The sequence below is a fragment of the Kribbella ginsengisoli genome, assembly GCF_039537185.1.
Classification (GTDB): Bacteria; Actinomycetota; Actinomycetes; order Propionibacteriales; family Kribbellaceae; genus Kribbella; species Kribbella koreensis.
On sequence record NZ_BAABAA010000001.1, the window covers coordinates 551483 to 575089 of the forward strand.

Annotated in this window: 23 protein-coding genes; 11 read left to right on the forward strand and 12 right to left on the reverse strand. The window is 67.4% G+C overall.

The window, feature by feature from the left end; all coding sequences use genetic code 11:
* Positions 1 to 63 precede the first annotated feature (63 nt).
* Positions 64 to 660: a TetR/AcrR family transcriptional regulator gene (locus tag ABD768_RS02380; RefSeq protein ID WP_343979356.1), complete on the forward strand. Its 597-nt coding sequence runs from the start codon at positions 64 to 66 to the stop codon at positions 658 to 660.
* A 50-nt stretch (positions 661 to 710) separates the two neighbouring features.
* Here the strand turns inward: ABD768_RS02380 and ABD768_RS02385 are convergent, their stop codons facing one another.
* From ABD768_RS02385 to ABD768_RS02415, 7 genes are read right to left on the reverse strand one after another with little or no spacing between them, the layout of a single operon-like run.
* Positions 711 to 1169: a carboxymuconolactone decarboxylase family protein gene (locus ABD768_RS02385; RefSeq protein WP_344836784.1), complete on the reverse strand. Its 459-nt coding sequence runs from the start codon at positions 1167 to 1169 to the stop codon at positions 711 to 713.
* Positions 1162 to 1944, reverse strand: coding sequence for a sugar phosphate isomerase/epimerase family protein (locus ABD768_RS02390; RefSeq protein ID WP_344836787.1), 783 nt, complete (start codon positions 1942 to 1944; stop codon positions 1162 to 1164). Before ABD768_RS02390 ends, ABD768_RS02385 begins: the two co-directional genes overlap by 8 nt.
* Before the next feature lie 4 nt (positions 1945 to 1948).
* The gene (locus ABD768_RS02395) at positions 1949 to 2803 is read right to left on the reverse strand and encodes a carbohydrate ABC transporter permease (RefSeq protein ID WP_343979346.1); all 855 of its coding nucleotides are present in this window, start codon (positions 2801 to 2803) and stop codon (positions 1949 to 1951) included.
* A complete protein-coding gene (locus ABD768_RS02400; RefSeq protein WP_343979343.1) occupies positions 2793 to 3737 on the reverse strand; it encodes a carbohydrate ABC transporter permease in 945 nt (314 codons plus the stop codon). Before ABD768_RS02400 ends, ABD768_RS02395 begins: the two co-directional genes overlap by 11 nt.
* Positions 3738 to 3743: 6 nt before the next feature.
* Positions 3744 to 5051, reverse strand: coding sequence for an extracellular solute-binding protein (locus tag ABD768_RS02405; protein ID WP_344836791.1), 1308 nt, complete (start codon positions 5049 to 5051; stop codon positions 3744 to 3746).
* Between the two features lie 12 nt (positions 5052 to 5063).
* The gene (locus ABD768_RS02410; protein ID WP_344836794.1) at positions 5064 to 6206 is read right to left on the reverse strand and encodes a mandelate racemase/muconate lactonizing enzyme family protein; all 1143 of its coding nucleotides are present in this window, start codon (positions 6204 to 6206) and stop codon (positions 5064 to 5066) included.
* Positions 6203 to 7189, reverse strand: a complete 987-nt coding sequence (locus ABD768_RS02415; RefSeq protein ID WP_344836797.1) for a hydroxyacid dehydrogenase — start codon at positions 7187 to 7189, stop codon at positions 6203 to 6205. The genes ABD768_RS02410 and ABD768_RS02415 overlap by 4 nt, the downstream gene beginning before the upstream one ends.
* Positions 7190 to 7291: 102 nt before the next feature.
* Here ABD768_RS02415 and ABD768_RS02420 point away from each other — a divergent pair, with 102 nt between their 5' ends.
* From ABD768_RS02420 to ABD768_RS02445, 6 genes are all read left to right on the forward strand, one after another.
* Positions 7292 to 8182 (forward strand): LysR family transcriptional regulator, encoded by an 891-nt coding sequence (locus ABD768_RS02420; protein WP_344836799.1) that lies wholly within the window; start codon positions 7292 to 7294, stop codon positions 8180 to 8182.
* A gap of 47 nt (positions 8183 to 8229) precedes the next feature.
* A complete protein-coding gene (locus tag ABD768_RS02425; protein WP_344836802.1) occupies positions 8230 to 9186 on the forward strand; it encodes an SDR family NAD(P)-dependent oxidoreductase in 957 nt (318 codons plus the stop codon).
* Positions 9187 to 9210: 24 nt separating this feature from the next.
* The gene (locus tag ABD768_RS02430) at positions 9211 to 9963 is read left to right on the forward strand and encodes a putative protein N(5)-glutamine methyltransferase (RefSeq protein ID WP_344838648.1); all 753 of its coding nucleotides are present in this window, start codon (positions 9211 to 9213) and stop codon (positions 9961 to 9963) included.
* A 78-nt stretch (positions 9964 to 10041) separates the two neighbouring features.
* On the forward strand, positions 10042 to 10308 hold the full coding sequence (locus ABD768_RS02435; RefSeq protein ID WP_343979501.1) for a GNAT family N-acetyltransferase: 267 nt from the start codon (positions 10042 to 10044) through the stop codon (positions 10306 to 10308).
* 62 nt (positions 10309 to 10370) lie between these two features.
* A complete protein-coding gene (locus ABD768_RS02440; RefSeq protein ID WP_344836806.1) occupies positions 10371 to 11555 on the forward strand; it encodes a macrolide family glycosyltransferase in 1185 nt (394 codons plus the stop codon).
* 111 nt (positions 11556 to 11666) lie between these two features.
* Positions 11667 to 12638: an NAD(P)-dependent oxidoreductase gene (locus tag ABD768_RS02445; RefSeq protein ID WP_344836808.1), complete on the forward strand. Its 972-nt coding sequence runs from the start codon at positions 11667 to 11669 to the stop codon at positions 12636 to 12638.
* On the opposite strand, the gene ABD768_RS02450 is transcribed toward ABD768_RS02445, so the two are convergent.
* The gene (locus ABD768_RS02450) at positions 12595 to 14580 is read right to left on the reverse strand and encodes a GTP-binding protein (RefSeq protein ID WP_344836811.1); all 1986 of its coding nucleotides are present in this window, start codon (positions 14578 to 14580) and stop codon (positions 12595 to 12597) included. The genes ABD768_RS02445 and ABD768_RS02450 overlap by 44 nt on opposite strands.
* Positions 14581 to 14748: 168 nt before the next feature.
* Positions 14749 to 15330, reverse strand: coding sequence for a TetR/AcrR family transcriptional regulator (locus tag ABD768_RS02455; protein WP_344836814.1), 582 nt, complete (start codon positions 15328 to 15330; stop codon positions 14749 to 14751).
* Positions 15331 to 15377: 47 nt separating this feature from the next.
* Here ABD768_RS02455 and ABD768_RS02460 point away from each other — a divergent pair, with 47 nt between their 5' ends.
* The gene (locus tag ABD768_RS02460) at positions 15378 to 17801 is read left to right on the forward strand and encodes a glycoside hydrolase family 3 protein (protein ID WP_344836817.1); all 2424 of its coding nucleotides are present in this window, start codon (positions 15378 to 15380) and stop codon (positions 17799 to 17801) included.
* Positions 17802 to 17803: 2 nt separating this feature from the next.
* Here the strand turns inward: ABD768_RS02460 and pyrH are convergent, their stop codons facing one another.
* From pyrH to ABD768_RS02475, 3 genes are read right to left on the reverse strand one after another with little or no spacing between them, the layout of a single operon-like run.
* Positions 17804 to 18511: a UMP kinase gene (gene pyrH, locus ABD768_RS02465; protein WP_344836820.1), complete on the reverse strand. Its 708-nt coding sequence runs from the start codon at positions 18509 to 18511 to the stop codon at positions 17804 to 17806.
* A 34-nt stretch (positions 18512 to 18545) separates the two neighbouring features.
* The gene (locus ABD768_RS02470; protein ID WP_344836822.1) at positions 18546 to 19178 is read right to left on the reverse strand and encodes a maleylpyruvate isomerase N-terminal domain-containing protein; all 633 of its coding nucleotides are present in this window, start codon (positions 19176 to 19178) and stop codon (positions 18546 to 18548) included.
* Positions 19175 to 20152 (reverse strand): tyrosine-type recombinase/integrase, encoded by a 978-nt coding sequence (locus ABD768_RS02475; protein WP_344836824.1) that lies wholly within the window; start codon positions 20150 to 20152, stop codon positions 19175 to 19177. Before ABD768_RS02475 ends, ABD768_RS02470 begins: the two co-directional genes overlap by 4 nt.
* 581 nt (positions 20153 to 20733) lie before the next feature.
* Here ABD768_RS02475 and ABD768_RS02480 point away from each other — a divergent pair.
* From ABD768_RS02480 to ABD768_RS02490, 3 genes are all read left to right on the forward strand, one after another.
* Positions 20734 to 21864: a phosphotransferase enzyme family protein gene (locus ABD768_RS02480; protein WP_344836826.1), complete on the forward strand. Its 1131-nt coding sequence runs from the start codon at positions 20734 to 20736 to the stop codon at positions 21862 to 21864.
* Between the two features lie 165 nt (positions 21865 to 22029).
* Entirely contained in the window at positions 22030 to 22356 is a 327-nt protein-coding gene (locus ABD768_RS02485) for a YciI family protein (protein ID WP_343979293.1), read from the forward strand.
* Positions 22353 to 23585 carry an RNA polymerase sigma factor gene (locus tag ABD768_RS02490; RefSeq protein WP_344836828.1) on the forward strand — a complete coding sequence of 411 codons (1233 nt, stop codon included), beginning with the start codon at positions 22353 to 22355 and terminating at the stop codon, positions 23583 to 23585. The genes ABD768_RS02485 and ABD768_RS02490 overlap by 4 nt, the downstream gene beginning before the upstream one ends.
* Positions 23586 to 23607 lie beyond the last annotated feature (22 nt).

The following is a 23607-nucleotide window of genomic DNA, read 5'->3' on the forward strand; positions in this document are numbered from 1 at the left end:
GTCGCCGGGCGATCCGGTGACGTGCTTGACAGTGCGCCTGACGGGCAGGGATATTCAACGCTGATGAATAAATCGCGTGGGCGGCCGCGGGGCAACCCGGCCACCAAGGACCGGATCAGCTCTGTTGCCTACGACCTGTTCCTCGAGCACGGCTATCGCGGCACGACGGTCCGCAAGGTCGCCGCGGCGGCCGAGGTGGATTCGGCGCTGATCAGCTATCACTTCGGTTCGAAACAAGGCCTGTTCGGCGAGGCGATGCAGTTCCGGTGCGGGAAGTCCGCCGCGATGGTACGCGCACTCGAAGGCGACCAGCCGGGCTTCGCCGACCGGTTGCTGGAGGCCGTACTGGAGATGTGGGCCGACGCCGAGCCGCTGGCCGAGCTGACCCGGATGGCGCCGCAGGACGCGGACGTGATGCAGGTCCTGCAGGAATTCCTCGAACGGGAGATCCACGGCCGGATTGCTGAATTTCTCCGCGGACCCGACGCCACCGATCGCGCCACCGCCGCCGTCGCAGTGATCGGCGGCCTGATCTTCACCCGCTACCTCAACCCGCTGCGCCCGGCGGCAACCATGTCGGACGCGGACGTCCGCCGGATCATCGCCCCCGCCCTGCGGGCCGCACTGCAGCCGACCCGCAGGTCCAGGGCATCCGTGTAGTCGCCAGGCTCAAGGCCCGTGCGGTTCTCAGGCCGGCGCCTGGATGGTCGTCAGCTCCAGGTGGCTCCGGCCTGCGCGCGGACGGTGGTGTTGAGCCGGTTGAACAGGTTCGTCAGCCCGATCATCAGTACGATCGCGGCCAGCTGCTGCTCGTCGAAGTGGTCGGTCGCGGCGTCCCAGATCTCGTCCGTGACCGCGTCGGGCCGGTCGGCCAGCCGGGTCGCCGCCTCGGTCATCGCCAAGGCGGCGCGCTCAGCGTCGGTGAACAGGTTCGACTCCCTCCAGGCCACCACCTGATGCAACCGCTCATCGGTCTCACCGTGCTTCTTCGCACTGTCGATCCCGCCGAAGATGCAGGCCGAGCACCCGTTGATCTGGCTGGCCCGCAAGTGGACCAGCTCCATCGTCGTGGCGGGGACACCGCCCTTGTACGTCGCCTTGTAGATGTTCTGGATCCCGGTCATCGCGTCCGGCAGGATCATCGCCGGGTTCTTCATCCGTTCAGTCATACTCCCCTGACGCAGCGGCCGCGGCAGATGTGACAGCGGTGCGCAGATCGATTCTGAGCCGCTCTTCCACCGGCACGGACGGGTCGGAGTACTGACCGGTGAGGCAGATCGGGCCGGTGTAGTCGTGGAGGTTGGCGAAGACGGCTGACCAGTCGGCCAGGCCTTCGCCGGCTTGGCCGAACCACGTCTTCCAGCATTCGCCGGTCCGGAGGTACTTCGCGTTCTTGAGGTTGACGATGCCGAGGCGGTGCTTGACCAGGGGGAGCGTGATGGCGGGGTCGTCGCCGGCGAGAGCGTCGTGGGCCGCGTCCCACACGACTTTGAACTCGGCGGGCAGGCCGTCCAGCAAGTGCAGGACGCCGAGGGACGAGGTGACGAAGTTGCCATGGTGTTGCTGCACACCGACCTGTACGCCGTACTGCGTCACGAGGGCCGCCGCGTCCTCGAGTTGTTGGCGGATCCGGCGTACCGAAGCTGCATAACCGTCGGGGCCAACGGGGGCCATGATGCGAATCATGGGGACACCCGCCTTGGCCGCTGCCGAGAACGCGCTCTCCGAGAGGTCGCTGGCGATGCTGATCGGCTCGACGCCCTCGGCGCGGAGTTGCTCGACGAAGGGTGGCAAGTCGGATTCGGCGGTGGCCGGGGTGACGAAGGCGGTGTCGCGGACGGGGATCTCGGCGCCGGTGAAGCCGAGGCCGGCGACGAGCTTGCCCAGCTCGTCGCCGGGCAGGCCGGACCAGGGTTTGGTGAAGACGGACCAGGTATAGGTCATGTTTTCAGCGGCCTCCGAGCCCGCTCATGGTGATGCCTCGGACGAACCAGCGTTGGGTGAGGAAGAAGAGCACGATCAACGGGACGGTGGTGATGGTCGCGGCCATCAACAGCAGGTTCCACTGCGTGCCGTTGGTGTCCTGGAAGACCTGCAGCCCGACGGCCGCCGTACGGGTGGAGTCGCTGTTGGAGATGACAAGCGGCCACAGGAGGTTGTTCCACTGACCGATGAACTTGAACACCGCGAGCGTCGCGATCGCCGGCACCGCCAGCGGCACGATCACCCGGGTGAACGCCTGCCACCGATTGGCGCCGTCCAGCCGGGCGGCCTCCTCGTAGTCGCGCGGGATGCCGAGGAAGAACTGCCGCAGCAGGAAGACGCCGAGCGCGGTGAACGCGTGCGGCAGGATCATCCCCGGCCAGGTGTCGATGCCGTGCAGCTTCGCGACCAGGATGAACTGCGGGATCAGCGTCACCTGCGACGGGATCATCAGCGTCGCCAGGTAGATCCCGAACAGCCAGTTCCGGCCGGGAAAGTTCAGCCGGGCGAACGCGTACGCCGCCAGCGCGGCCGTCACGGTCTCCAGCAGCGTCGTACCGGCCGCGAAGATGATCGTGTTGAGCAGGTACCGGCCGAGCGGGACCAGCTCGAAGGCCCGCTTCAGATTCTCCGGATGCCAACTGCTCGGCCAGAACGACGGCTGCGCAGCCATCGACTCCGCATCGGACTGGAACGCGACCAGCACCATCATCACGACCGGTACCAGCGTCAGAGCGGTGACCAGGTAGCAGGCGAACACGACCAGCTTGCGAGTCGCCACCGGGTTCTTGAGCAGCGGGGTCAGGGCGTTAGTTGTCATAGTGGACGAGCCTCCGCTGCAGCACGAACTGTGCCGCGGTGATGACGACGATGAACCCGAACAGGACCAGCGACTGCGCCGCGGCGTACCCCTGGTCGTAGTTCTCGAAGCCGGTCCGGTAGATGTACATGACGAGCGTCGTGGTGCGCGATCCCGGCCCGCCGTTCGTCATGATGAGCGCCTGGTCGAAGACCTGGAACGAGCCGATGATCGAGGTCACGATCACGAAGAACAGCGCCGGCGACAGCATCGGCAGCGTGACGCTGCGGAAGCTCTGCCAGGCCGAACTGCCGTCGACCCTGGCCGCCTCGTAGAGCTGCTGCGGGATCGCCTGCAGGCCGGCCAGGAAGACGACCATGCCGAAGCCGAAGCTCTTCCAGACACTCATCGCGATCAGCGCGGGCATCGCCCAGTGGTCGCTGATCAGCCAGGCCGGCCCGTCGATGCCGAACCATCCCAGCACGGTGTTCACCAGGCCACCGTGGGGGATGTAGAGCCAGATCCAGACGAACGCGACCGCCACCGTGATCGTTGCATACGGCAACAGCAGCAGTGATCGGAAGACGGCGATCCGGCGCAGCCCCTGGTTGAGCAGCAAGGCCAGCCCGAGACTCACCAGGATCGTCAACGGAACGCTCACCAAGGTGAAGTACGCCGTGTTTCCCAGCGCCGACCAGAAGGTCGGGTCAGGGCCGAGCCGGGTGAAGTTCTTCAGGCCGGCCCAGGTCGGGCTGCTGAACAGGTTCCAGTTCAGCAACGAGATCACTCCGGCCGCGACCACCGGCCCGGCGGTGAAGATCAGGAAGCCGATCAGGCTGGGCAGGATGAACAGCCAGGCGGCCAGCGTCTCCTTGTTCCGCCAGCGTGGCGTCGGTCCGGTCGGTGAAGGTTTCGGCTTGCTGGGAAGTCTTGCCGGCAGGGTGTCGACAGCCATCCGGGATCACCCCTTCCGGGCTTCGGCTTGGCGGATGTTGTCCTGGTGCTGCTTCATCAGTACGTCGAGACGCGGCGTCAGCCCGTCGATGGCGTCCGGCACGGACACCTGGCCGAGGAACGTTCGCGGCAGGTCCTGACCGAGCAGCTGCTTGACCTGGTTCCAGTTGGTCGTCACGTCGAACGCGTGCCCGCCGGCCACCTTGCCGGCGAGGATGTCCTGCACGACTCCGAGGTTGTCGGGCGGCGGCTTGAACGCGCTGCCCGCGGACAGGCGGGCTGGGTTGTTGCGGCCGGCCTTCGCGTAGATGTCGAGGGCTCCGGTGCTGGTCAGGGTCTTGAGCAGTCGCCAGGCCAGCTCGAGATCCTTGCCTTTGACACCGGAGGGGATCGCGAAGGACGAGCCGGAGACTCTCGGCGTACTGCCGGCAGCCCCCGCCGGGAACGGGATGACGTCCCAGTCGAACTTCGCCTTCCGGACGTTGACCACCTGCCACGGTCCGTTCTGCATGAAGGCGACGTTGCCCTCCATGAAGTTGGCCAGCGAGCTCTCGGTCACCAGGTTGCTGATCGGCGGCGTCACCTGGTCCTTGACGAACAGGTCGATCACGAACTGGATCGCCTGCATTGCCTCCGGCCGGTTGAGCGTGCTGACCGACTGGTCGTCGTTCATCACGTTGCCGCCGGCGCAGTAGATCCACGAGACCAGATCGTCGATCGCCGGCGCGCAGGTGAAGCCGTACTGGTCCGGTGGCTTCGTCAGCTCCTTGGCGAGATCGCGGAAGGTCTCCCACGTCATCGGCTCGGTCTTCGACGGCAGCTCGATCCCGGCCTTGGTCAGGATCGTCTTGTTGTAGTACAGGACCGTCGGCGCGACGTCGAAGCCGATCGCGTAGGTCTTGCCGTTGAAGGACGAGATCTTCCGGCTCAGCGGGTAGAAGTCGTCGGTCTTGAAGTCGGCGTCGGCGGCGATCAGGTCGTCGAGCGGCCGGTGGGCGCCGCGGGAGGCGTACGTCGGGATCAGGGTGCCGTTGAGTGCGGTGACCAGGCTCGCGGTACCGCTGACGAGTTGGAGGTCGAGCTTGGTCGGGTAGGGGCCGGACGGGGTGAGGGTCGGGATCGACTCGACCCTCAGTTGCTGCTCGACGTACTGACTGAAGGCGTTCCAGACCTTGCGTTCGGCGGGACTGCTGGACCACATCGACCAGGTGGCCGCGTTCTTGGGCGTTGATGAACAGGCTGTGAGTACTCCGGATGCGGCGACCGCGGCGCCCGTGTATTTCAGGAAGCTGCGGCGGGACAGCTCAGGGGACATTGCTGTACTCCTCTAGGTGAAGAGCAGGGTGATCGACTCGGCGCGGATGCGCTCCTCGTCGACCTGGACGCCCAGACCGGGCGCGGTGGGGACCGTTGCGACGGCCTTGGTGATGGTGAGCCCCTCGACGTACAGGTCCTCCAGCAGCTCGGGACCGTTCAGCTCCGCGGGCAGTGCCAGCTCGAGCTGGCTGAACAGATGCAGGGCGGCCGCGAAGCCGATGCCGCAGTCGGTCAGGCCGCTGGCGAGGATCTCGATGCCGTTGGAGAGCGCGACCTGAGCGGTCTTCAGCGCGTTCCGCAGGCCGCCTGCTTTGCAGATCTTCACGACGACCAGGTCAGCGGCGTCGAGGCGGACCGCCCGGGCCAGGTCCTGCGCGGTGAAGCTGCCCTCGTCGATCGCGATCGGCAGGTCGATCAGCTCGCGCAGCCGATGCATGGCGAGGGTGTCGGTACTCGGTACCGGTTGCTCGACGCAATGAATCGTCCGGACATGGCTGGTCCGGTCGAGGAGTTGTTTGAGCGCACTCGGCCGGTACGACTGGTTGGCGTCAAGCCACAGCGGCTTGGCGCCGGCCACTTCCGCGACCGTCTCGATCGCGGCCGCGTCCGAGTCCAGGTCGCCCCCGATCTTCACCTTGTACGCCGAATAGTCCGACGACTGCTGAGCGTGCTCCCGCACGACGTCCGGAGCCCCGACGCCGATCGCCGAGCAGAGCGGAATCTCGTCATGCAGTTTCCCGCCGAGCAACGCATGCACCGGTACGCCGGCCAGCTTCCCCGCAGCATCGTGCATGGCAAGGTCGACCGCTGCCCGCGCGAACGGAAAGCCGTTCGAGACCGCAGGACTCAACCGCTTCGTCACCCGCTGGTGAAACAACTCGACGTCGAACGGCGTCAGCTCCAGCAGAATCGGCTCGAGATGACGCTTGATCACCACCGCGATCGTCTCCGCCGTCTCGTAACTCCAGCTGGGCAGCGCTCTCTGCTCACCCCAACCGACCACCCCGTCCTCGGTCGTGAGCTTCACGAAAACCACTGCCGCCGCCTGGTCCTGCGTCTTGTCGGGCGAACCGACCGCACCGCTGCCCAGCACGAACTGCCGCGCGAACGGCACCGCGACCGGGAAGACCTCGACCGACCTGATCCTGCTCATGCCGCGATCGCCCAGACCGCGGGATCCACGAAGCCCGGCCCGCGAACGCCGTCCTCGAGCCACCTGATGACGTCCTCGACGACGTAGCCCGCCAAGGCGAGATGCCCTTCGACCGTGTCGCCCGCGATGTGCGGGGTCAGCAGCAGGTTCGACGCCGCGAGCACATCGGGTCCGAACTTCGGCGGCTCCGGATCGTACACATCGAGCGCCGCGAACAGCCGCCCGTCGAGGCAGTGCTCCAGCAACGCCGGCTGGTCGACGGCCGGTCCGCGAGAAGAGTTGACGACGATCGCGCCGTCCGGCAGTTGCTCGATCAGCTTCCGCGTCACCAGCCCACGCGTCTCCGGCACATCCGGCACATGGATGGAGACGAACCGGGAGTGCAACGCCTCCTCCAGCTCGACCACCCGTACGCCGAGTTGCTGCGCGCGCTCGCTGGTCAGGTACGGGTCGTAGACGACGACGTCGCAACCGAACGGCTTGAGCAGCGTGATCAGCGCGCGGGCGGTCGAGCTGGCGCCGAGGATGCCGACCTGCTGGCCGGCGAGCTCGCCACCTCTGAGCTGCGGTTGTTTCCAGCCGCCGGCGCGGAGTGCCTGGTCGACCTGGGGGAGCCGGCGGGCCAGCGTGAGCATCGAGGCGAGGCAGTACTCGCCGACCGACCAGGCGATCCGGGTGCCGGCGGAGAAGACGGCGACGCCCTGGCCGAGGATCGCCGGGTCGACGAGCTTCTTGACCGAGCCGGCCGCGTGCGCGACCACCTTCGGTCCGTTGCCGTCCGCCCAGAGCGCCTTGTCGAGATGCGGCGTGCCCCAGCTGGTCAGGAGCACGTCGCTCCCGGCGGCGAGCTCGGCGACCACCTCGGGGCTCAGGTCGGAACCGGCCCAGCTGACGTCGAACCGCTGGTTGAGCAGCTCCCGGGTCTGTGGGCTGCAGACGTCGTCGGCGCGGTCGGGCGTCATCACCACGGCAAGTGTGGACAAGCTGACTCCTCAGGTCGGATCTCGTTGACCCGACGGTAAGGGCTTTCCGTTATGCTCGTCCAAACCCATTTCCGCATCGACCGATACCGTGAGGGCATCGCCATGGATCTGTCCCTGCAGCAGTTGCGTGGATTCGTCGCGGTCGCCGAGGAGCAGCATTTCGGTCGCGCGGCCCAGCGGCTCAACCTGACCCAGCCGCCGCTGACCCGGCAGATCCAGGGGCTGGAGCGCTCTTTGGGCGTCAGCCTGTTCGATCGGACCGGCAGGGGAGTGCGGCTCACGGCGGCCGGCCAGGTCTTCCTCGAGCACTCGCGGCGGGTGCTCGCGTTGCTCGAGGTCGCGCCCGATGCGGCTCGGCGCGCGGCCGACGGGCAGACCGGGACGCTGCGGATCGCGTTCACGGCGATCGGGGCGTACGCCGTACTGGCCGACTTCCTGACGATGGTGAGCAAGCGGACCCCGGCGGTGACGGCGGAGCTGACCGAGCTGGTGAGTCCGGATCAGTTCGAGGCGCTGGCGAATCTGGAGATCGATCTGGGCATCGTCCGGCCGCCGATTCCGGCGCAGTTCGACTCGGTGCTGGTGCATTCGGAGGATCTCGTGCTCGCCGTACCGGCCGATCACAAGCTGGCCGACGGACAGAGCGCTGTCTCGCTGGCCGACGTGACGGACGACTACATCGGCTACAGCCCCGAAGGGTCGCAGTACCTGCACGACATCTGCGCCGCGATGATCGGGATGAACCGGTACGCCGTCAGCCAGCTCGCGTCGCAGGTACCGACGATGCTCGCGCTGGTGCGGGCCGGGCTGGGGTGCGCGCTGATCCCGCGGTCGATCATGGCGATGGGCGTGCAGGGGGTGCGGTACCGCGAGCTGGACGCGGCGGACGCGCACTCGGTGACGCTGCACGCGGCGTGGAGTCCGGACAGCCCGAATCCAGCCCTCCAGCGCCTCGCCGAGTCACTGAAGGCAGATCCACATCTGGATGCCTGACAGTCGAGCTTGACCTAGAGTCGGCTCTAGTTCGTACTGTCGGTTCCATGACCACCCCACAGCACAAGATCGGCTCGGGCTTCGGGCACGGCACCAAGGCGGACGAGGTCCTCGCAGGCATCGACCTCAGCGGCAAACTCGCGCTCGTCACCGGCGGCTACTCCGGCATCGGGATCGAAACGACCCGCGCGCTGGCGAAGGCGGGCGCCGAGGTCGTCGTACCGGCTCGGCGGCCGGACGCGGCTCGCGAAGCGCTCGCTGAGATCTCCGGTGTCGAGGTCTGTGAGCTGGATCTGGCCGACTTGGCCAGTGTGCAGGCCTTCGCCGCGGGCTTTCTCGACTCCAGCCGGTCGATCGACATCCAGATCAACAACGCGGCCGTGATGGCCAACCCGGAGACGCGGGTCGGGCCGGGCTGGGAATCGCAGTTCGCCACCAACCACCTCGGGCACTACGCGCTGACCAACCAGCTGTGGCCGGCACTCGCCGCTGACGGTGGTGCGCGGGTGGTGTCGTTGTCGTCGTCGGGTCATCGGCGGTCGGACATCCGGTGGGACGACCCGCAGTTCACCCAGGGGTACGAGAAGTGGGCGGCGTACGGGCAGGCCAAGACGGCCAACTCGCTCTTCGCGGTGCAGCTCGATGCCTTGGGCAAGGATTCCGGCGTACGGGCCTTCGCGGTGCACCCGGGTGGGATCCTGACGCCGTTGCAGCGGCACCTGCAGCGGGAGGAGATGGTCGGGTTCGGGTGGATCGACGAAGAGGGCAACCTGGCGCGGCCGGATCTGTTCAAGACTCCAGAGGGCGGCGCGTCGACGTCCGTGTGGGCGGCTACATCGCCGCAGCTCGATGGTCAGGGCGGGGTCTTCTGTGAGGACTGCGAGGTCGCCGAGTTGTCGACGGACGATGCGCCCGGAGTACGGCCGTATGCCGTCGATCCTGCGTCGGCCGCCCGGCTGTGGACGTTGTCCGCCGAGCTGACCGGGGTCGACGCGTTCCAGTAATCTGACCGCATCACTACTTCAACGATCGTCAGCGCCCTCCGCGCCGCCGGCTGCGTCTTCGCCGAGGACGAGGCGGACCTGCTGATCGCGGCAGCCCGCGACGACGCCGAGCTCGCCCACATGGTCGAGCAACGCGTCGCCGGGCTGCCCATCGAACACATCGTCGGCTACGCGGACTTCTGCGGCCTGCGCATCCTGCTCGACCCCGGCGTCTTCGTCCCACGCCGCCGCACCGAACACCTGGTCGCCGAAGCCCTCCAGCTCACCCACCCAGGCTCGCTCGTCGTAGACCTCTGCTGCGGCTCGGGCGCCCTCGGCGTCGCCGTCCACGCGGGTCAACCCGACATCACCTTGTACGCCGCCGACCTGGACCCGTTGGCAGTCGCCTGCGCCCGCCGCAACGTCGAACCCCTCGGCGGCCACGTCACCCAAGGCAACCTGTACGCCGCCCTGCCACCCGCGTTGCGCGGCCGCATCAACGTCCTGCTCTCCAACGTTCCCTACGTCCCCACCAACGAAATCCCCTTCCTTCCCGCCGAAGCCCGCCTCCACGAACCCCGCACCACCCTCGACGGCGGCACCGACGGCCTGGAAATCCTCCGCCAGGTAGCCGCCGGAGCCTTCACCTGGCTGGCCCCCGGAGGCACCATGCTGACTGAAACAACCGAAGCCCAAGCCCCCATCGCAGCCGCCCTCCTCACCGAGTCCGGCCTCACCCCCCGCATCACCACCTCCGAAGAGCTCTACGCCACCGCGGTCATCGGCACCAAGCAGTAGCCCGATGCCACTGGAGTCAACCTCACCGAGAAGTAGCCCGACGCAACCAAGCCAGCCGGCGATGCAGTCGTCGGGCATCTGGTCGGGATGTTCGCCGAGGCGTCGGATATGTGGGTCGGGAGCAAGGCTGAGCTGGTGAGCATGTACGTACGCAGCGACCAACGAGGGCAAGGGGTTGGCGGGCGATTGGTGGATGCGTTTGTCGAGTGGGCCAAGGGGCGTGGAGCCGCGCGGATGCACGTCACGGCGTACTCGGAGAATGCTGCGGCGCTGCGGCTGTACGAGAGCCGGGGGTTCGCGCCGAAGTCGGTGACGCTGGCCGTCGACCTTGATCCGGGTACGTAGTACTGCCTGATCGGGTAAAAGGGTTGGAGGTCGGGGCGTGCGGTGGAGACGATGTGGGTCTAATGGCTGAGCACATCGCGTTCCTGACCATCCCGGCCGCGGGGCACATCAACCCGACTCTTCCCTTGGTCGCCGAGCTTGTCCGGCGCGGGCATCGAGTGACTTATGCGACCGGACCAGCGTTCGGCGACGCGGTCAGAGCGGCCGGGGCCGAGTTGGTGGAGCTGGATTGGGAGCCGAAGGCGATCAAGGTCGCCCGGACCGGGCAGACGACCGAGGACCTCGCCAGGATGCTGTCCAGCTTCGTGAACAGCGCGCGACGAGTGACGCCGGCGGTTGAGAAGTGGCTGGTCGACGACCGGCCGGACCTGTTCGTCTACGACATGATGACGTTCATCGGCCCAGCCCTCGCCGCCAAGCTCGGGCTGCTGGAAGCGTCCACGGTCGCGAACTTCGCCGGGAACGAGCACTTCAACCTCACGCAGGCGCTGGTGCCGGCCGACTTCGACCCGACGCATCCGAAGTTCCAGGAGTTCCTGGCCGCACGAGCGCAGTACGCGAAGGACTTCGACGTACCACTCGAGACGGTCGCCACCGCGGGTGCGATCGCGCCGATGAACCTGGTCTTCATCCCACGCGAGTTCCAGCTGTCGGGGGAGACCTTCGACGGCCGCTTCCACTTCGCCGGACCCGCGATCGGCGCCCGTACCGCCGTCTCCGACTGGACTTCACCCGGCTCACCGCTGCTCTTCATCTCACTCGGTACCGCCGTCAACGACCGCCCCGACTTCTTCACCACCTGCGCCAAAGCCTTCGGCAACACCAACTGGAACGTAGCAATGGCAATCGGCAACGAGGTCAACCTGGCTGACCTGGGCGAGATCCCACCCAACTTCGACATCCGCCCGTACTTCCCCCAGCCGCTCGTCCTGCAACACGCGGACGTCTTCCTCTCCCACGCCGGAATGAACTCCGTGATGGAGTCCCTCCTCAACCAGGTGCCCTTGGCAACCTACCCCCAGACCGCCGAACAATCCGCCAACGCCAACCGAGTCATCGAGCTAGCCCTAGGCCACCGCCTCCCCAACGACGTAACCCCCGACGCCTTGCGAGCCACCGTCGACAAGATCAGCACCGACGAGACCATCCGCAAGAACCTCGCCGAAATGGCCGCTCACATCCACACCGCAGGCGGCGCACCCGGCGCCGCAGACGCCCTCGAGTCCTATCTGGCCAAGAACCGCTGAGCCAACTCCGCCACCAGCGGCTCCAGGGCGGCCCGCTGACGTGACTCCACCGCCGGGAGCGGCTGCTGCATACTACCGACCCCGGAGGGGTGGGGTTGGTAGTTTGCGCCGGTGAGCGACTTCTGGGTGCATGGGGTGGACGCACTGGATGACGATGCTGCTGCTCGGTTGGCGGCGGTGCATCCGGAGTGGTGGTTCAGCGATGGCGACGTGCCGCCGGAGGGGGCGGCGTACGACGTGCTGGTGGCGGGGCGGCCCAGTCTTCAGTTGCTGACGGCATCGAAGCGGTTGCGTACGTTGGTGATTCCGTTCGCGGGAGTGCCTGCGACCACCTCCGAGCTGCTGCGTGCTCACCCGGAGATCGCGGTGCGGACTGTTCACCACACGGCCGGGCCGACGGCTGAGCTCGCGCTTGGGTTGGTGCTGGCCGCCGCCCGTGCTCTGGTCCCGGCGGATCAGGCGATGCGTGTCGGTGACTGGACGCCCCGGTTCGTACCTCCGACGCCGACGATGATTCTGGCCGAGCATCCGGCGGTGGTCGTCGGGTACGGCGAGGTCGGCCGGCGGGTGGCGCGGTCGCTGGTTGCGCTCGACATGGAGGTGCATGCGATCCGGGGGAGTACCAGTTCGCCGTACGCCGATGGCGACGTGCTCGTGCACCCGACGGACGAGTTCGCCACTCTCGCCAGCCGCGCGCGGGTCGTCGTACTGGCTGCACCCGCGACACCAAGGACAGCCGGGCTGCTCAGTGCCGAGGTGATCGACGGGTTGCCAACGCCAAGTGTGGTGGTGAACGTCGCACGCGCCACCCTGGTCGATGAGAAGGCGCTCTACAACCGCCTGCTGACCGGCGAGATCGCCGCCGGCCTCGACGTCTGGTGGACCGAGGCGTCCTCGGCCGACGCCGCCACCGGAGTAGCAGCATCGGCCGAGCCTTTCCACGAACTCCCGAACGTCGTCCTCAGCCCCCACCGCGGCGGCGCCTTCAGCCTCCGCGAGGTACGAGACCTCCGCCTCGCCGAGGTCGAGAAGGCCTTGGTCACACTCGCCGGAGGACGTGCAGCAGGTAGTCGCGACGGTTGAGCGGATCGTTGTCGGTGCGTGGACGGTTGGGAATCGGACCCGTGACGGGCTGATACCGCTCGAACGACGACTCCAGCACACCCTCGCCACGGGACAGCCCGGGCAACTGCTGCTCCAGTTGGTAGACAGCAGCTGCCGGGATTTCCCCTTCCAGGACAGAGGTCTCAGCGCCCAACGCCGGCACCTGCGGGATCGCCCGGAGCCGAGCCAGCGCTGCCAGTACGCCGCGAGCCGTGTCCGTCGGGATCTCCAACTGGAAGTGATGCATCGGCTCGTACACCGTCGTACCGGCCTCCCGCAGCGCCGTCATCAAGACCAGCGGCGTGAGATTGCGGAAGTCGCCGGCCGTGCTCGACATGCTCTTGTCGAAGACCGCATGCGCGTGACTCTGCCGCGCCGAGTAGCCCGAGTGGGTCATCACCACCTGCACGTCCGGGATCTGCCAGCCGTGGATGCCCTGCCGCAGCGTGTCGTGAACGGTCTCCTCGACCGCCTTGATGAACGCGTACGGCATCGAGCCCAACTCGACCTCGAGCCGGAAGCTGACCCCTTCGTTGACCGGCGCCGGCTCGACCCGCAGCCCGACGGTCGCGAGGAACGGGTTCGGGTCCTGCTTGTTGAACTCGACCGCGGTCCCGATCCCGTCCAGCCGCTCGATGCAGATCGTCGTCGTCTCCCGGAACGTGACGTCGATCCCGAACTCGCCGGCCAGCGTCGCCTGGATGACCTCCTTCTGTACCTCGCCGTACAGGGACACGAAGGTCTCCTGGCGGATGTCGTCCTGCCGCAGGTTGATCAACGGATCCTGCTCAGCGAGCTGAGACAGCGCCACCTGCAGATTGCCCTTGTCCGACGGCCGCACCGGCGCGATCACCGTCTCCAGCGTCGGGGGAGCGAAGTAGCCGCTCTCGGCGCTGCTGCCCTCGACCCCGATCACATCACCGATCTGGATCTCGCCGAGTCCCCACAGCTTGCCGATCTGCCCAGCGGTGACCTCCGGCCGGGTCAGCACGGAACCACCGTCGAACACGCTGATCGACGTCACCTTCGACTCCCGGTCGCCGTGGAACCGCAGGCGATCCCGGGTCCGGATCGCACCGGAGAACATCCGCACGAACGCGATCTTCTCCCCGGCCCGTCCACGCTCGACCTTGAACACCGACCCCGACACAGGTCCGTCGACGTCACCCTCGGCCGCGGGCAGCAGTTCGCGGATCGCCGCGAGCAGTTCGTCGATCCCGGCGCCGGTGATCGCCGATCCGAAGTACACCGGATGCACGAGCGCCCGCCGCGTCTGCTCGACCAGCTTGCCTCGCAGGACGTCGTACGACAGCGCATGCTCGTTCTCGACGAAGGCCGTCAACAGTTGATCGTCATTGACGGCAAGTACCTCGATCAACATCTGCAAGAAGTCGGGATCGGCCTGTCCGTACTGCGTGAAGCCGGCGCCCGGGCTGCCCAGACCGGTCGCCGCTCCCATCGCGATGACACCGGCCGACAACCGTTCCCCGATGCTCTTCAGCAACTCGGGCGCCCGGGCGCCGCGGCGGTCGAGCTTGTTGACGAAGATCAGGGTCGGGATCCGGAGCCGTTGCAGGGTCCGCATCAGGACGCGCGTCTGCGCCTGGACGCCCTCGACCGCCGAGATGACCAGCACCGCGCCGTCGAGCACGCTGAGCGCCCGTTCCACCTCGGCGATGAAATCCGGGTGGCCGGGAGTGTCGATCAGGTTGACCGTGACGTCGTCGATCGCGAACGACACGACCGCGGACTTGATCGTGATCCCGCGCCGGCGTTCCAGCGCGAGCGAGTCGGTCTGGGTGCTGCCGTCGTCGACGCTGCCGACCTCGTCGATGACCCCGGCGGCGTAGAGGAGCCGCTCGGTCAGGCTGGTCTTACCGGCGTCGACATGCGCCAGGATTCCCAAGTTCAGTGTTCGCACGCAGCTTCATGTCCCTTGAAGAGGAGGTATGGCCTTCCTGGGTGAACATGAAGTGAGGTCGCATTCCGTGCGCTCCTTGGTGAGAACTACTTGGCTGAGGTGCCGCAACCCGGAGTACAGCAGAGACCGCTCCGGTGCAGCAATCGGTTTTCCGCGTGCAGGCGGCTGTCAGCTGCGTGGCGTGGGGTGCAACAGCTCGATCAGATGGTCCAACAGGTCTGCCGGCTCGTCCGGCAGCCGGAACTGGGACTGGATCTGCAGGCCGTCGGACAAGGCGATCAGGAGGGTGGCGATCTTCTCCGGATCTGCTGCCGTGCTGATCGTTCCGCGCGTCTGCCGGTCCCGAATGCCTTCGGCCAGCGCCTCGCGCAGCCGTTGATAACGCTCCACGAAGTACTCGTGCGCGCCATGCTGCCGATCGCCGGCCTCCGCCGAGAACGTCGAGTACAACTGGACGAGACCCGGAACGTCGGCGTTGTGCCGCACGATGGCGCCGAGTTTGCCGACCGCGTCGGACTCGTCGCCCAGGCGCGTCGTGTCCGCTTCGTCCCGCGCCCGCAGGACCTCCTCGAAGAGCTTCTCCTTCGACCCGAAGTAGTGCAGCAGGCCCGCCTCGCTCAGCCCGACGGCGCCGGCCAGCTCGCGCGTCGACGTCTTGCGATAGCCCTGCCGGGCGATCACCTCGAGCGCCACGGTCAGGATCTCCTCGCGCTTGGCGACGCCCTTCGCGTACGGCCCTCTTTGTGCCATGTCCCAAAACCTAGCATCACTCGGTTTTCACGCCTACAGTGACACCCATGAGCCCGACTCCCGCTGACTTCACCGATCTCCTCGGTCGCCTCACACTCGAGCAGAAGGTCCAGCTCCTCACCGGCCAGGACTTCTGGTCGACCCACCCGCTGCCCGGCATCGGGCTGCGGTCGATGGTTCTGTCCGACGGTCCCAGCGGTGTCCGCGGCCCGGTCTGGGACGAGCGCGACCCATCGCTCAACCTCCCGTCCGCGACCGCGCTCTCGTCGTCCTGGGACCTTGCCATCGCGCACCGGTACGGCGTGGTGTCCGCACTCGAAGCCCGCCGCAAAGGGGTGGACGTCGTCCTCGGTCCGACGATCAACCTGCACCGGTCGCCCCTCGGCGGGCGTCACTTCGAGGCGTTCAGCGAGGATCCTGTACTGACCGCCGGCCTGGCCGCCGCCTACGTGGCCGGCGTGCAGGAGCTCGGCGTCGGTGCCACCCCGAAGCACTACGTCGCGAACGACTTCGAGACCGACCGCTTCACCGCGGACGTCGTGGTCAGCCAGCGCGCACTGCACGAGGTGTACCTGCTCGCCTTCGAGCAGGCGGTCACCGAGGCCGAGGCGTGGCTGGTGATGAGCGCCTACAACTCGATCAACGGCGCGACCGCGTCGGAGAACGAACTGCTCGAGACTCCGCTGAACAGCGAGTGGGGCTTCGACGGCGTCGTCGTCAGCGACTGGACCGCCGTACGCAGCGTGGAAAGCGCGAAACACTCGCAGGACCTGGCGATGCCGGGCCCGATCGGGGCCTGGGGGGATGCCTTGGTCGAGGCCGTGCGGTCGGGCGAAGTCGAGGAGAAGGCGATCGACCGGAAGGTGCTGCGGCTGCTCGCGCTCGCGGCCCGGGTCGGCGCCCTCGAAGGGTTCGAGAAGCCGGCGGCGGTTCCGGAGGTCGACACCGTCGCCTTCGCGCGCTCGGCGGCGGCCGAAGGATCGGTTCTGCTGCTCAACTCCGATGAGCTGCCCTGGAACGCGAGCACTCTCCGGCGGATCGCGGTGATCGGGCACAACGCACGGGACGCGCGGACCCAGGGCGGCGGCAGCGCGACCGTCATCCCGGCGTCAGTGGTCTCACCGCTCGACGGACTCCGTGCGGCCCTTCCGGATACCGAGGTGACCTACTCGATCGGCGCGGTGGTGCAAGAAGGTGTCGCGGAGCTGCCGTTGTCGACGATGACCAACCCAGAGACCGGCGAGCCCGGCGCCCGGACCCGCTTCCTGGCCGAGGACGGCTCCGAGCTGTTCGCCGAGGATCGTTTCTCCAGCGCGCTCGTCTATCTCGGCGGGAACGCGCCGGTCGGCGACACGTCGGTCTTCGAGTTCCGTACGACGTACACGCCGGGGGAGTCCGGGGCTGTGCTGCTCGGGTTCGCCTCGGTCGGCCGCGGCCGCATCTATGCCGACGGCAAGCTTCTCCGCGAGGACACCGCCGTACCGGTCGGGGCGGACCTCGGCGCCGCGCTGCTGTCACCGCCATCCATCTCCACCCCGCTCGACGTGATCGCCGGCCGTCCGGTCGACGTCCGCGTGGAACTGGAGTTGCAGCGATCGGAAGGCGGTCTCGGCAACGCCCTGAGCATCACCGTCGGCGTCGAGCCGGACCGCTCGGACCCGCAGGCGCTGATCGACGAGGCCGTCGCGGCCGCCCGGGCCGCGGACGTAGCGGTCGTGGTGGTCGGCACCAACTCCAAGGTCGAGTCCGAAGGCCACGACCGGACCACCCTCGCGCTCCCCGGCCATCAGGACGAGCTGGTACGAGCCGTTGCCGCAGCGAACCCACGGACTGTCGTGGTCGTCAACGCAGGCTCGCCTGTCCTGATGCCCTGGCGTGACGAAGTCGCCGCACTCCTGGTCACCTACTTCGGCGGCCAGGAGTACGGCAACGCACTGGCCGACGTCCTGCTGGGCGTCGTCGAGCCCGGTGGCAGGCTCCCGACGACATGGCCGCGCGAGGAGTCCGACGTACCGGTCATCGATGTCACTCCGCGGGACGGCACGGTCAGGTACGACGAAGGCGTCCACATCGGGTACCGCGCCTGGCTCCGCGCCGGGACCGAACCGGCCTTCGCCTTCGGGCACGGCCTCGGCTACACCACCTGGTCGCTGTCCAACCTCCGCGCCTCCGCGACCTCTGTCACGGTGACCGTCCACAACACCGGCCGGCGATCCGGCAAACATGTGATCCAGGTGTACGCCGAACGCCCCGAAAGCACGGTGGATCGCCCGATCCGCTGGCTGGCCGGCTTCGCCGTCGTCCGCCTGGAGGCAGGCGAAACCAGCGAGATCACCGTCCCCCTGCACGCCCATACCTTCGAGTACTGGGACAACACCTGGACCACCGAGCCCGGCACCTTCACGCTCCGCGTCGGCTCGTCGGTATCGGACCTACCGCTGTCGACGGAGCTCCAGGTCCGTGCTCTTTGAGGTCAAGCGATGAGAGTGCCGATGTGGGCGCCGGAGCTGATCGCCGCGGCGGCGCCGTCGTGGTCGATGTCGAAGACGTGCAGGGGGAGTGCGTGGTCGCGGGCGAGGATGAACGCGCTCTGGTCCATCACGCCCAGGCCCTTGTCGATGACCTCTTGGTAGCTGAGGCGGTCGAAACGGCGGGCCGTGGCGACCTGGTTCGGATCGGCGTCGTACACGCCGTCGGTGCCGTTCTTCGCCACCAGCAGCGCGTCCGCGCTCAGCTCGATCGCGCGCTGGACCGACGGATAGTCGGTGGTGTGGAACGGCTGGCCGTTTCCGCAAGCCAGCAAGACGATGCCGCCCTTCTCCAGATGGCGCAGCGCGCGCAGCCGGATGTACGGCTCGGCCAGGTTGTTGATCGGGATCGCGGTCATCAGCCGGACGTTCTTCGCACCGAGCGCCGACAGCCGGCCGCGCAGCAACACCGCGTTGATGACGGTGCCGAGCATGCCGATGTTGTCGGCCTCGACCCGGTCGATACCCCAGTCCTCGGCCCGGTTGCCGCGGAACACGTTCCCGCCGCCGACGACCACCGCCACCTGGACGCCGGTCTCGTGCACGGCGATCACCTCACGCGCCAGATGCGTCAGGCTGTCGCTGTTGAAGCCGAACTCGGCCGATCCCGCGATCGCCTGGCCGGACAACTTGATGACAAGCCTTCGGTACATCGGAGCTCCTCACAGCACAGATGGACGGCGCGGGTCAGAAGGCGGTGATCGTCCGCGGTGCCCGCTCCGCCCGGGACAGCGTACGCAGTACTGCGCTCGCACCGTGCCGCCGGACGGAGAGTCGCGTCAGCAGACCCACCACCGTCTCCACCGCGCTCGGCGGCAGCTCCGGCGTCGGCAGCCCCACACTGACGGCCAGATCGTCGGAGTGCACGGCCAGCTCCATCAGCCTGGTCAGCAACATGTCGTCGAGCATCAGCGACCACGGCCCCCACAACGAGATCCGGACCGGACGGTCGGCGATCTGCGGCAACTCGGCGGTGAGCTGGTCGAGCGCCGCATCCAGCCGATCCGCCAGTACTACGGGACCGTCCGCCGCGACGAGATCGCCACCGGACCTGATCCGCAGGCTGATCTCGTCGTCCAGGCCGGCGTCGATCCACTCGACCCTGGCGTAGTGGTCGAGCACCGAGATCGTCGGCTCGGTCGGGATCGGTGACGCGACGATCTCCGGGATCGCGAGAACCTGGAAGGCCAGGTGACCCGCCAGACCGCTCACAGTGAACTCCTCCAGCGCGCTCGGCTTCGACCATGCCTCGATGACCGCCGGCTCGCGCAGCAGCTGCGCCGCGGACCTACCGACGGCGAGGAAGTCTTGTCTGATCACGCTTCATTCTCACCGATTGCTTGGTCGAGCGAGCGGTAGGTGCGGTTGCTTGCGGCCGCAGCACGTTGCTCTCGGCCGGTGGCCTCGATGTAGTTCTGGCTGGTGGCGAGGCTGGCGTGGCCGAGCAGCCGCATGATCTCGGAGGCGGTCGCGCCGTCCTCGGCGAGCCTGGTGGCGAACGTGTGGCGCAGAGCGTGGAGATTCGCGCCGGCTGGGACACGATCGTGCAGACCGGCCCAGCGGTAGCAGGACTTCACGAGATACTCGAGGCCGCCACGACCGATCGGCTCGCCGGTGCGGTCCAGCAGGAGCTTGGTGGAGCGGCCGAATCGCTTGCGTGGAAAGCGTTGTACGCACGAATCGACGTACGTCTCAATGATCTTGGCCATGATCGGCTCGACCGGGATCGAGCGGTCGCGGCTGCCTTTGCCGTGCACGTGCAGGCGCATCTCGCCGGCGCGGCCGGCCAGCGAATCCGCTGTCAGGGTGCGCATCTCGCCGGATCTCAGCCCGGCGACGAGACCGAGCGCGATGACGAGGACGTCACGCTCCGGCCAGGGGTCACGCGATTGTCGGGCACCGTCGGCGACCGAGCGGAGTAGGACTTCCGGGGTGTCCTCGCCGCGGAGAGGCTTGGGGGAGAGGGGAGGGGTTTTGGGTCTGGCCACTGCCCCCATCGGGTTGCCGGCCAGGAGGCTGTCGGACACGCAGAAGGTGAGGAACTGGTTCCAGGTGGACCAAGCGCGGAGCACGGAACTCTTGGCGTGGCTGTCGGCGAACGCACCGAACGCGGCCCGTAGAGCATGGGCGGTGAGGTCGTCGACCTCGAGGTGCTCGGCCTCGATGTCGAGGTGGGCGCAGAGCAACGTGGTGATGCCGGCCAGGTCGCGGCGGTAGGCGTCGGTGGTGTGGGGGGAGTCCTTGCGAGGACGCCGGGCAGCGAAGAACGCCGACTGAGCTGCGAGAACCTTCATGGGGGAGTTGTACCGGCCGCCACCGACAGTTTGCGATCGGTGCCCGACTCCCCTGGTCAGCTTCCTTGCATCAGGCAACAATCTCGGCTGAAACCTGCTGCATAATGGTGATTATGCATGACAGAACCGGCGCCGGCCGCCGGGCTGTCTTCGGGGGATAAATGCATCAACTTCGATGGTCATCGTCATTTCGCCGTCCCGCCGCCGAGTCCCGGGCCCTCCAGACGGCCCAGCTACGACGAACCTCGGGACGGCTCCCACAGCAGGACGCTCTGAGAGCCGCTGACAGAACTCGTCGTACGGCGCCGAGCTGATCATCAGCCTGGAAGACAGCTCCTGGCCGCTCTCCTGAGCCTTCTCCCTGAATGTCCGATAACTGACATTATGTCAACTAGTACGGAATCGGCCCCTCTCCTAGGATGAGGTTCTGGCGTCGGCCGACGCCCAGCCTCTGTAGATCTGCCCCAGCCGGGTCTTCGAGATGGCGAAGGGGAATCCGCCCTCAAGGCCAACCGTTGGTGTCCAGGCCTGGATCGAATGTCACGTCGCTGGGGGGCGAAGACATGTCGAGGAGGCTTGTCATGACCAAGCAAGGAAGCTTCAAACGCGCCGTCCGCGACCGCGCCCGCCAGACCGGTCAGCGGTATACGCAAGCACTGGCTGATCTGGAGCAGATCAATCGATCGCCGTTCGCCCGGACCCGCCCGTTCGAGCACGCCGACCTCAAGAACCATCTCGAGACGCGGTACGGCATCCAGATCAGCTCGCTGGCGCCCATCGACGACGACCCGGCCACCAGGCCCAACGGCTCGTGGCCCGGCCACTACCCGTCGACCTTGTTTGTCCGTCGGGAGGACGGTCCGCCATGGATCGCCCGCGTGTTCTCGTCGCCGGCCGATCAGCTCGCCCGGGTCGAAGGCGACGCAGAGATCCTGCGCTTCCTGGCTGCGCACGACTTCCCCGCTGAACGGATCGCTCACGCTGATCCGGTATCTCTGTTCGAGGACAGCGGCGTGATCGTGACCCAGTTCATCGAAGGTGGGCGCCCGGGTGGCGAGCACGGCAACAGCAAACACGCCGAGATCGCCCAGGAACTGGGCAGCCTGCTCGGCCGACTGCACGCACTCCCCCGGGCCGACGGCGCGATCGCCAGAGACGGCGGTGCCGAGGAAGCCGACGGCGGCTTCTACGTGGGTCGACCGAAACAGGATCTGGCCGCGGCGATGAGCTTTCTCGTTGCTGTCGAGGACAAAGTGAGCGCCGCCGGCCGGGAGAAGTTCGACTGGCTGCGCGATCAGATCGAGAACGCCGACGACGCCGAAGGACTGCCCGAGGCACTCACTCACAGTAACTATCATCTCTGGGCCGCCGTCGGTCATCCCGGCGATTTCGCGATCGTAGGCTGGGCCGGCTCCGGGCGAGGACCGCGACTCCCTGCACTCGCCTGGCTCATCCGAACCACCGCTGAAGGCAACCCGGGCAACATCGACGCCGTCGTGCGCGGCTACCGCGAGCACGTCCAGCTCACCGACGACGAACTCCAGCGACTCCCCCGGATCCTGACCATGCGACCGCTGTGGCTGGCCTGCCTCGACTACCGAATGACCGTCAACAACGGTGGCACGCCAATCCTCGACGAAGGTTGGCTGCACCCAGGAAGTATCGAACACGCCGAACAGCTGGCAGCCCGCGCTGTCGCAGCCTTGAGCTGATCCCCCACAGCTATCCCTCTCCTAGGAAAGGAAAGGTCGGCCCTTCTTTCTGGAAAGATTCTTTGGGGAAGTTCTGAGCCGGTGTCGGATACGGATCCGGGAGTTCGTTGCAGGGGTGAGCGGCTGCCCGGCAGGGACGCCTGGAACCACAGGAGATGAGTTGAGATGCAGTATCTGGTTTCTGTGATCGCCGACGAGGCCACCCACGCCGGTACGCCGGAGGAGCGGGCGGCGATCAGCGTGTTCAACGAGCGGATCATCGCCGACGGCAACTGGGTCTTCGCGGGTGGACTCGCCGGACCGAGCTCGGCGACGGTGATCGACAACCGCGGTGCCGAGGCGGTGTTCACCGACGGGCCGTTCGTGGAGTCGAAGGAGTTCCTCGCCGGGTTCTGGGTGATGGAGGCGGCCGATCTCGACGAGGCGCTCAAGCTGGCCGCCGAGGGGTCGAAGGTCTGCAACCGTCGCGTCGAGGTGCGGCCGTTCCTGTGACCGAGGTCGAGGCGGCGATCACCCGGGTCCACCACGAGGAGTGGGCGCGGGTGGTTGCCTCCCTGGCCAGACGGTTCGGTGATCTCGACATCGCCGAGGAGGCGGCGGCCGAGGCGTTCGCGGTCGCGGTCGAGAAGTGGCCGGCGGACGGCGTACCGCCGAATCCCGGCGCCTGGCTGACGACCACTGCCAATCGCAAGGCGATCGACCGGATCCGCCGGGAGAGCAAGCGCGACGACAAGCACAAGGAGGCTCAGATGTTGTCCGACGACGAACCGCCCGAGTCCCTTGGCGCGATCGACGACGAGCGGCTCCGGCTGATCTTCACGTGTTGCCACCCGGCGCTGGCGATGGAGACCCGGATGGCGCTGACGCTGCGGATGGTCGGTGGGCTGACCGTGCCGGAGATCGCCCGGGCGTTCCTGGTGCAGGAGACCGCGATGGGTCAGCGGATCACTCGCGCGAAGGCGAAGATCAAGGCGGCGCGGATCCCCTATCGGGTGCCGGCCGCGGAGGATCTGCCGGCCCGGGTGTCCGGCGTACTGGCTGTGTTGTTCCTGGTTTTCAACGAGGGGTATCTGGCGACCGGACCGGATACGGATCCTGTACGTCACGAGCTGACCGCTGAGGCGATCCGGCTCACGCGGCTGATCCGGGCGCTGATGCCGGACGACGGTGAGGTGGCCGGGTTGTTGGCGCTGATGCTGCTGACCGAGGCGCGTAGCGCTGCTCGGGTGTCGGCGACTGGGGAGTTGGTCACGCTCGTTGAACAGGATCGCGGGGCGTGGGACGTGGCTATGATCGGCGAGGGGCATCAGTTGGTACGCGAGCGGCTGGCTGCTGGGGTGGCGCCGGGGCGGTATCAGATCCTGGCGGCGATCAACGCTGTGCATACGTCGGCTCGGGCGGTCGGTGATACGGATTGGTCGCAGGTGGTTGCCTTGTACGACCAGTTGATACGCCTCGATTCGTCGGCGATCGTCGCGCTGAACCGGGCGATCGCGGTCGCCGAGCTGGATGGTCCGGAGGTGGCGTTGGCGGCGGTGGATCGTCTCGAGGAGAAGTTGGCGGGATATCACGCCTACCACGCGACTCGGGCTGACTTCTTGCGGCGGTTGGGGCGGAGTCAGGAGTCGCGGGCGGCGTACGACAAGGCCATCGAGCTGGCCGGCAACACCGCCGAGACCGCGTACCTGATCCGCCGCCGCGACCAACTCGGCCGAGTCTGACGGCTGGACGCGGCTTCGATCA

Coding starts and splice junctions, on each gene's coding strand:
- ABD768_RS02385 (WP_344836784.1), bottom strand. CDS start 1,169: ATGACTGAACGGATGAAGAACCCGGCGATGATCCTGCCGGACGCGATG.
- ABD768_RS02405 (WP_344836791.1), bottom strand. CDS start 5,051: ATGTCCCCTGAGCTGTCCCGCCGCAGCTTCCTGAAATACACGGGCGCC.
- ABD768_RS02460 (WP_344836817.1), top strand. CDS start 15,378: ATGAGCCCGACTCCCGCTGACTTCACCGATCTCCTCGGTCGCCTCACA.
- ABD768_RS02425 (WP_344836802.1), top strand. CDS start 8,230: ATGACCACCCCACAGCACAAGATCGGCTCGGGCTTCGGGCACGGCACC.
- ABD768_RS02395 (WP_343979346.1), bottom strand. CDS start 2,803: ATGACAACTAACGCCCTGACCCCGCTGCTCAAGAACCCGGTGGCGACT.
- pyrH (WP_344836820.1), bottom strand. CDS start 18,511: ATGTACCGAAGGCTTGTCATCAAGTTGTCCGGCCAGGCGATCGCGGGA.
- ABD768_RS02410 (WP_344836794.1), bottom strand. CDS start 6,206: ATGAGCAGGATCAGGTCGGTCGAGGTCTTCCCGGTCGCGGTGCCGTTC.
- ABD768_RS02455 (WP_344836814.1), bottom strand. CDS start 15,330: ATGGCACAAAGAGGGCCGTACGCGAAGGGCGTCGCCAAGCGCGAGGAG.
- ABD768_RS02480 (WP_344836826.1), top strand. CDS start 20,734: ATGACCAAGCAAGGAAGCTTCAAACGCGCCGTCCGCGACCGCGCCCGC.
- ABD768_RS02390 (WP_344836787.1), bottom strand. CDS start 1,944: ATGACCTATACCTGGTCCGTCTTCACCAAACCCTGGTCCGGCCTGCCC.
- ABD768_RS02440 (WP_344836806.1), top strand. CDS start 10,371: ATGGCTGAGCACATCGCGTTCCTGACCATCCCGGCCGCGGGGCACATC.
- ABD768_RS02380 (WP_343979356.1), top strand. CDS start 64: ATGAATAAATCGCGTGGGCGGCCGCGGGGCAACCCGGCCACCAAGGAC.
- ABD768_RS02475 (WP_344836824.1), bottom strand. CDS start 20,152: ATGAAGGTTCTCGCAGCTCAGTCGGCGTTCTTCGCTGCCCGGCGTCCT.
- ABD768_RS02485 (WP_343979293.1), top strand. CDS start 22,030: ATGCAGTATCTGGTTTCTGTGATCGCCGACGAGGCCACCCACGCCGGT.
- ABD768_RS02400 (WP_343979343.1), bottom strand. CDS start 3,737: ATGGCTGTCGACACCCTGCCGGCAAGACTTCCCAGCAAGCCGAAACCT.
- ABD768_RS02420 (WP_344836799.1), top strand. CDS start 7,292: ATGGATCTGTCCCTGCAGCAGTTGCGTGGATTCGTCGCGGTCGCCGAG.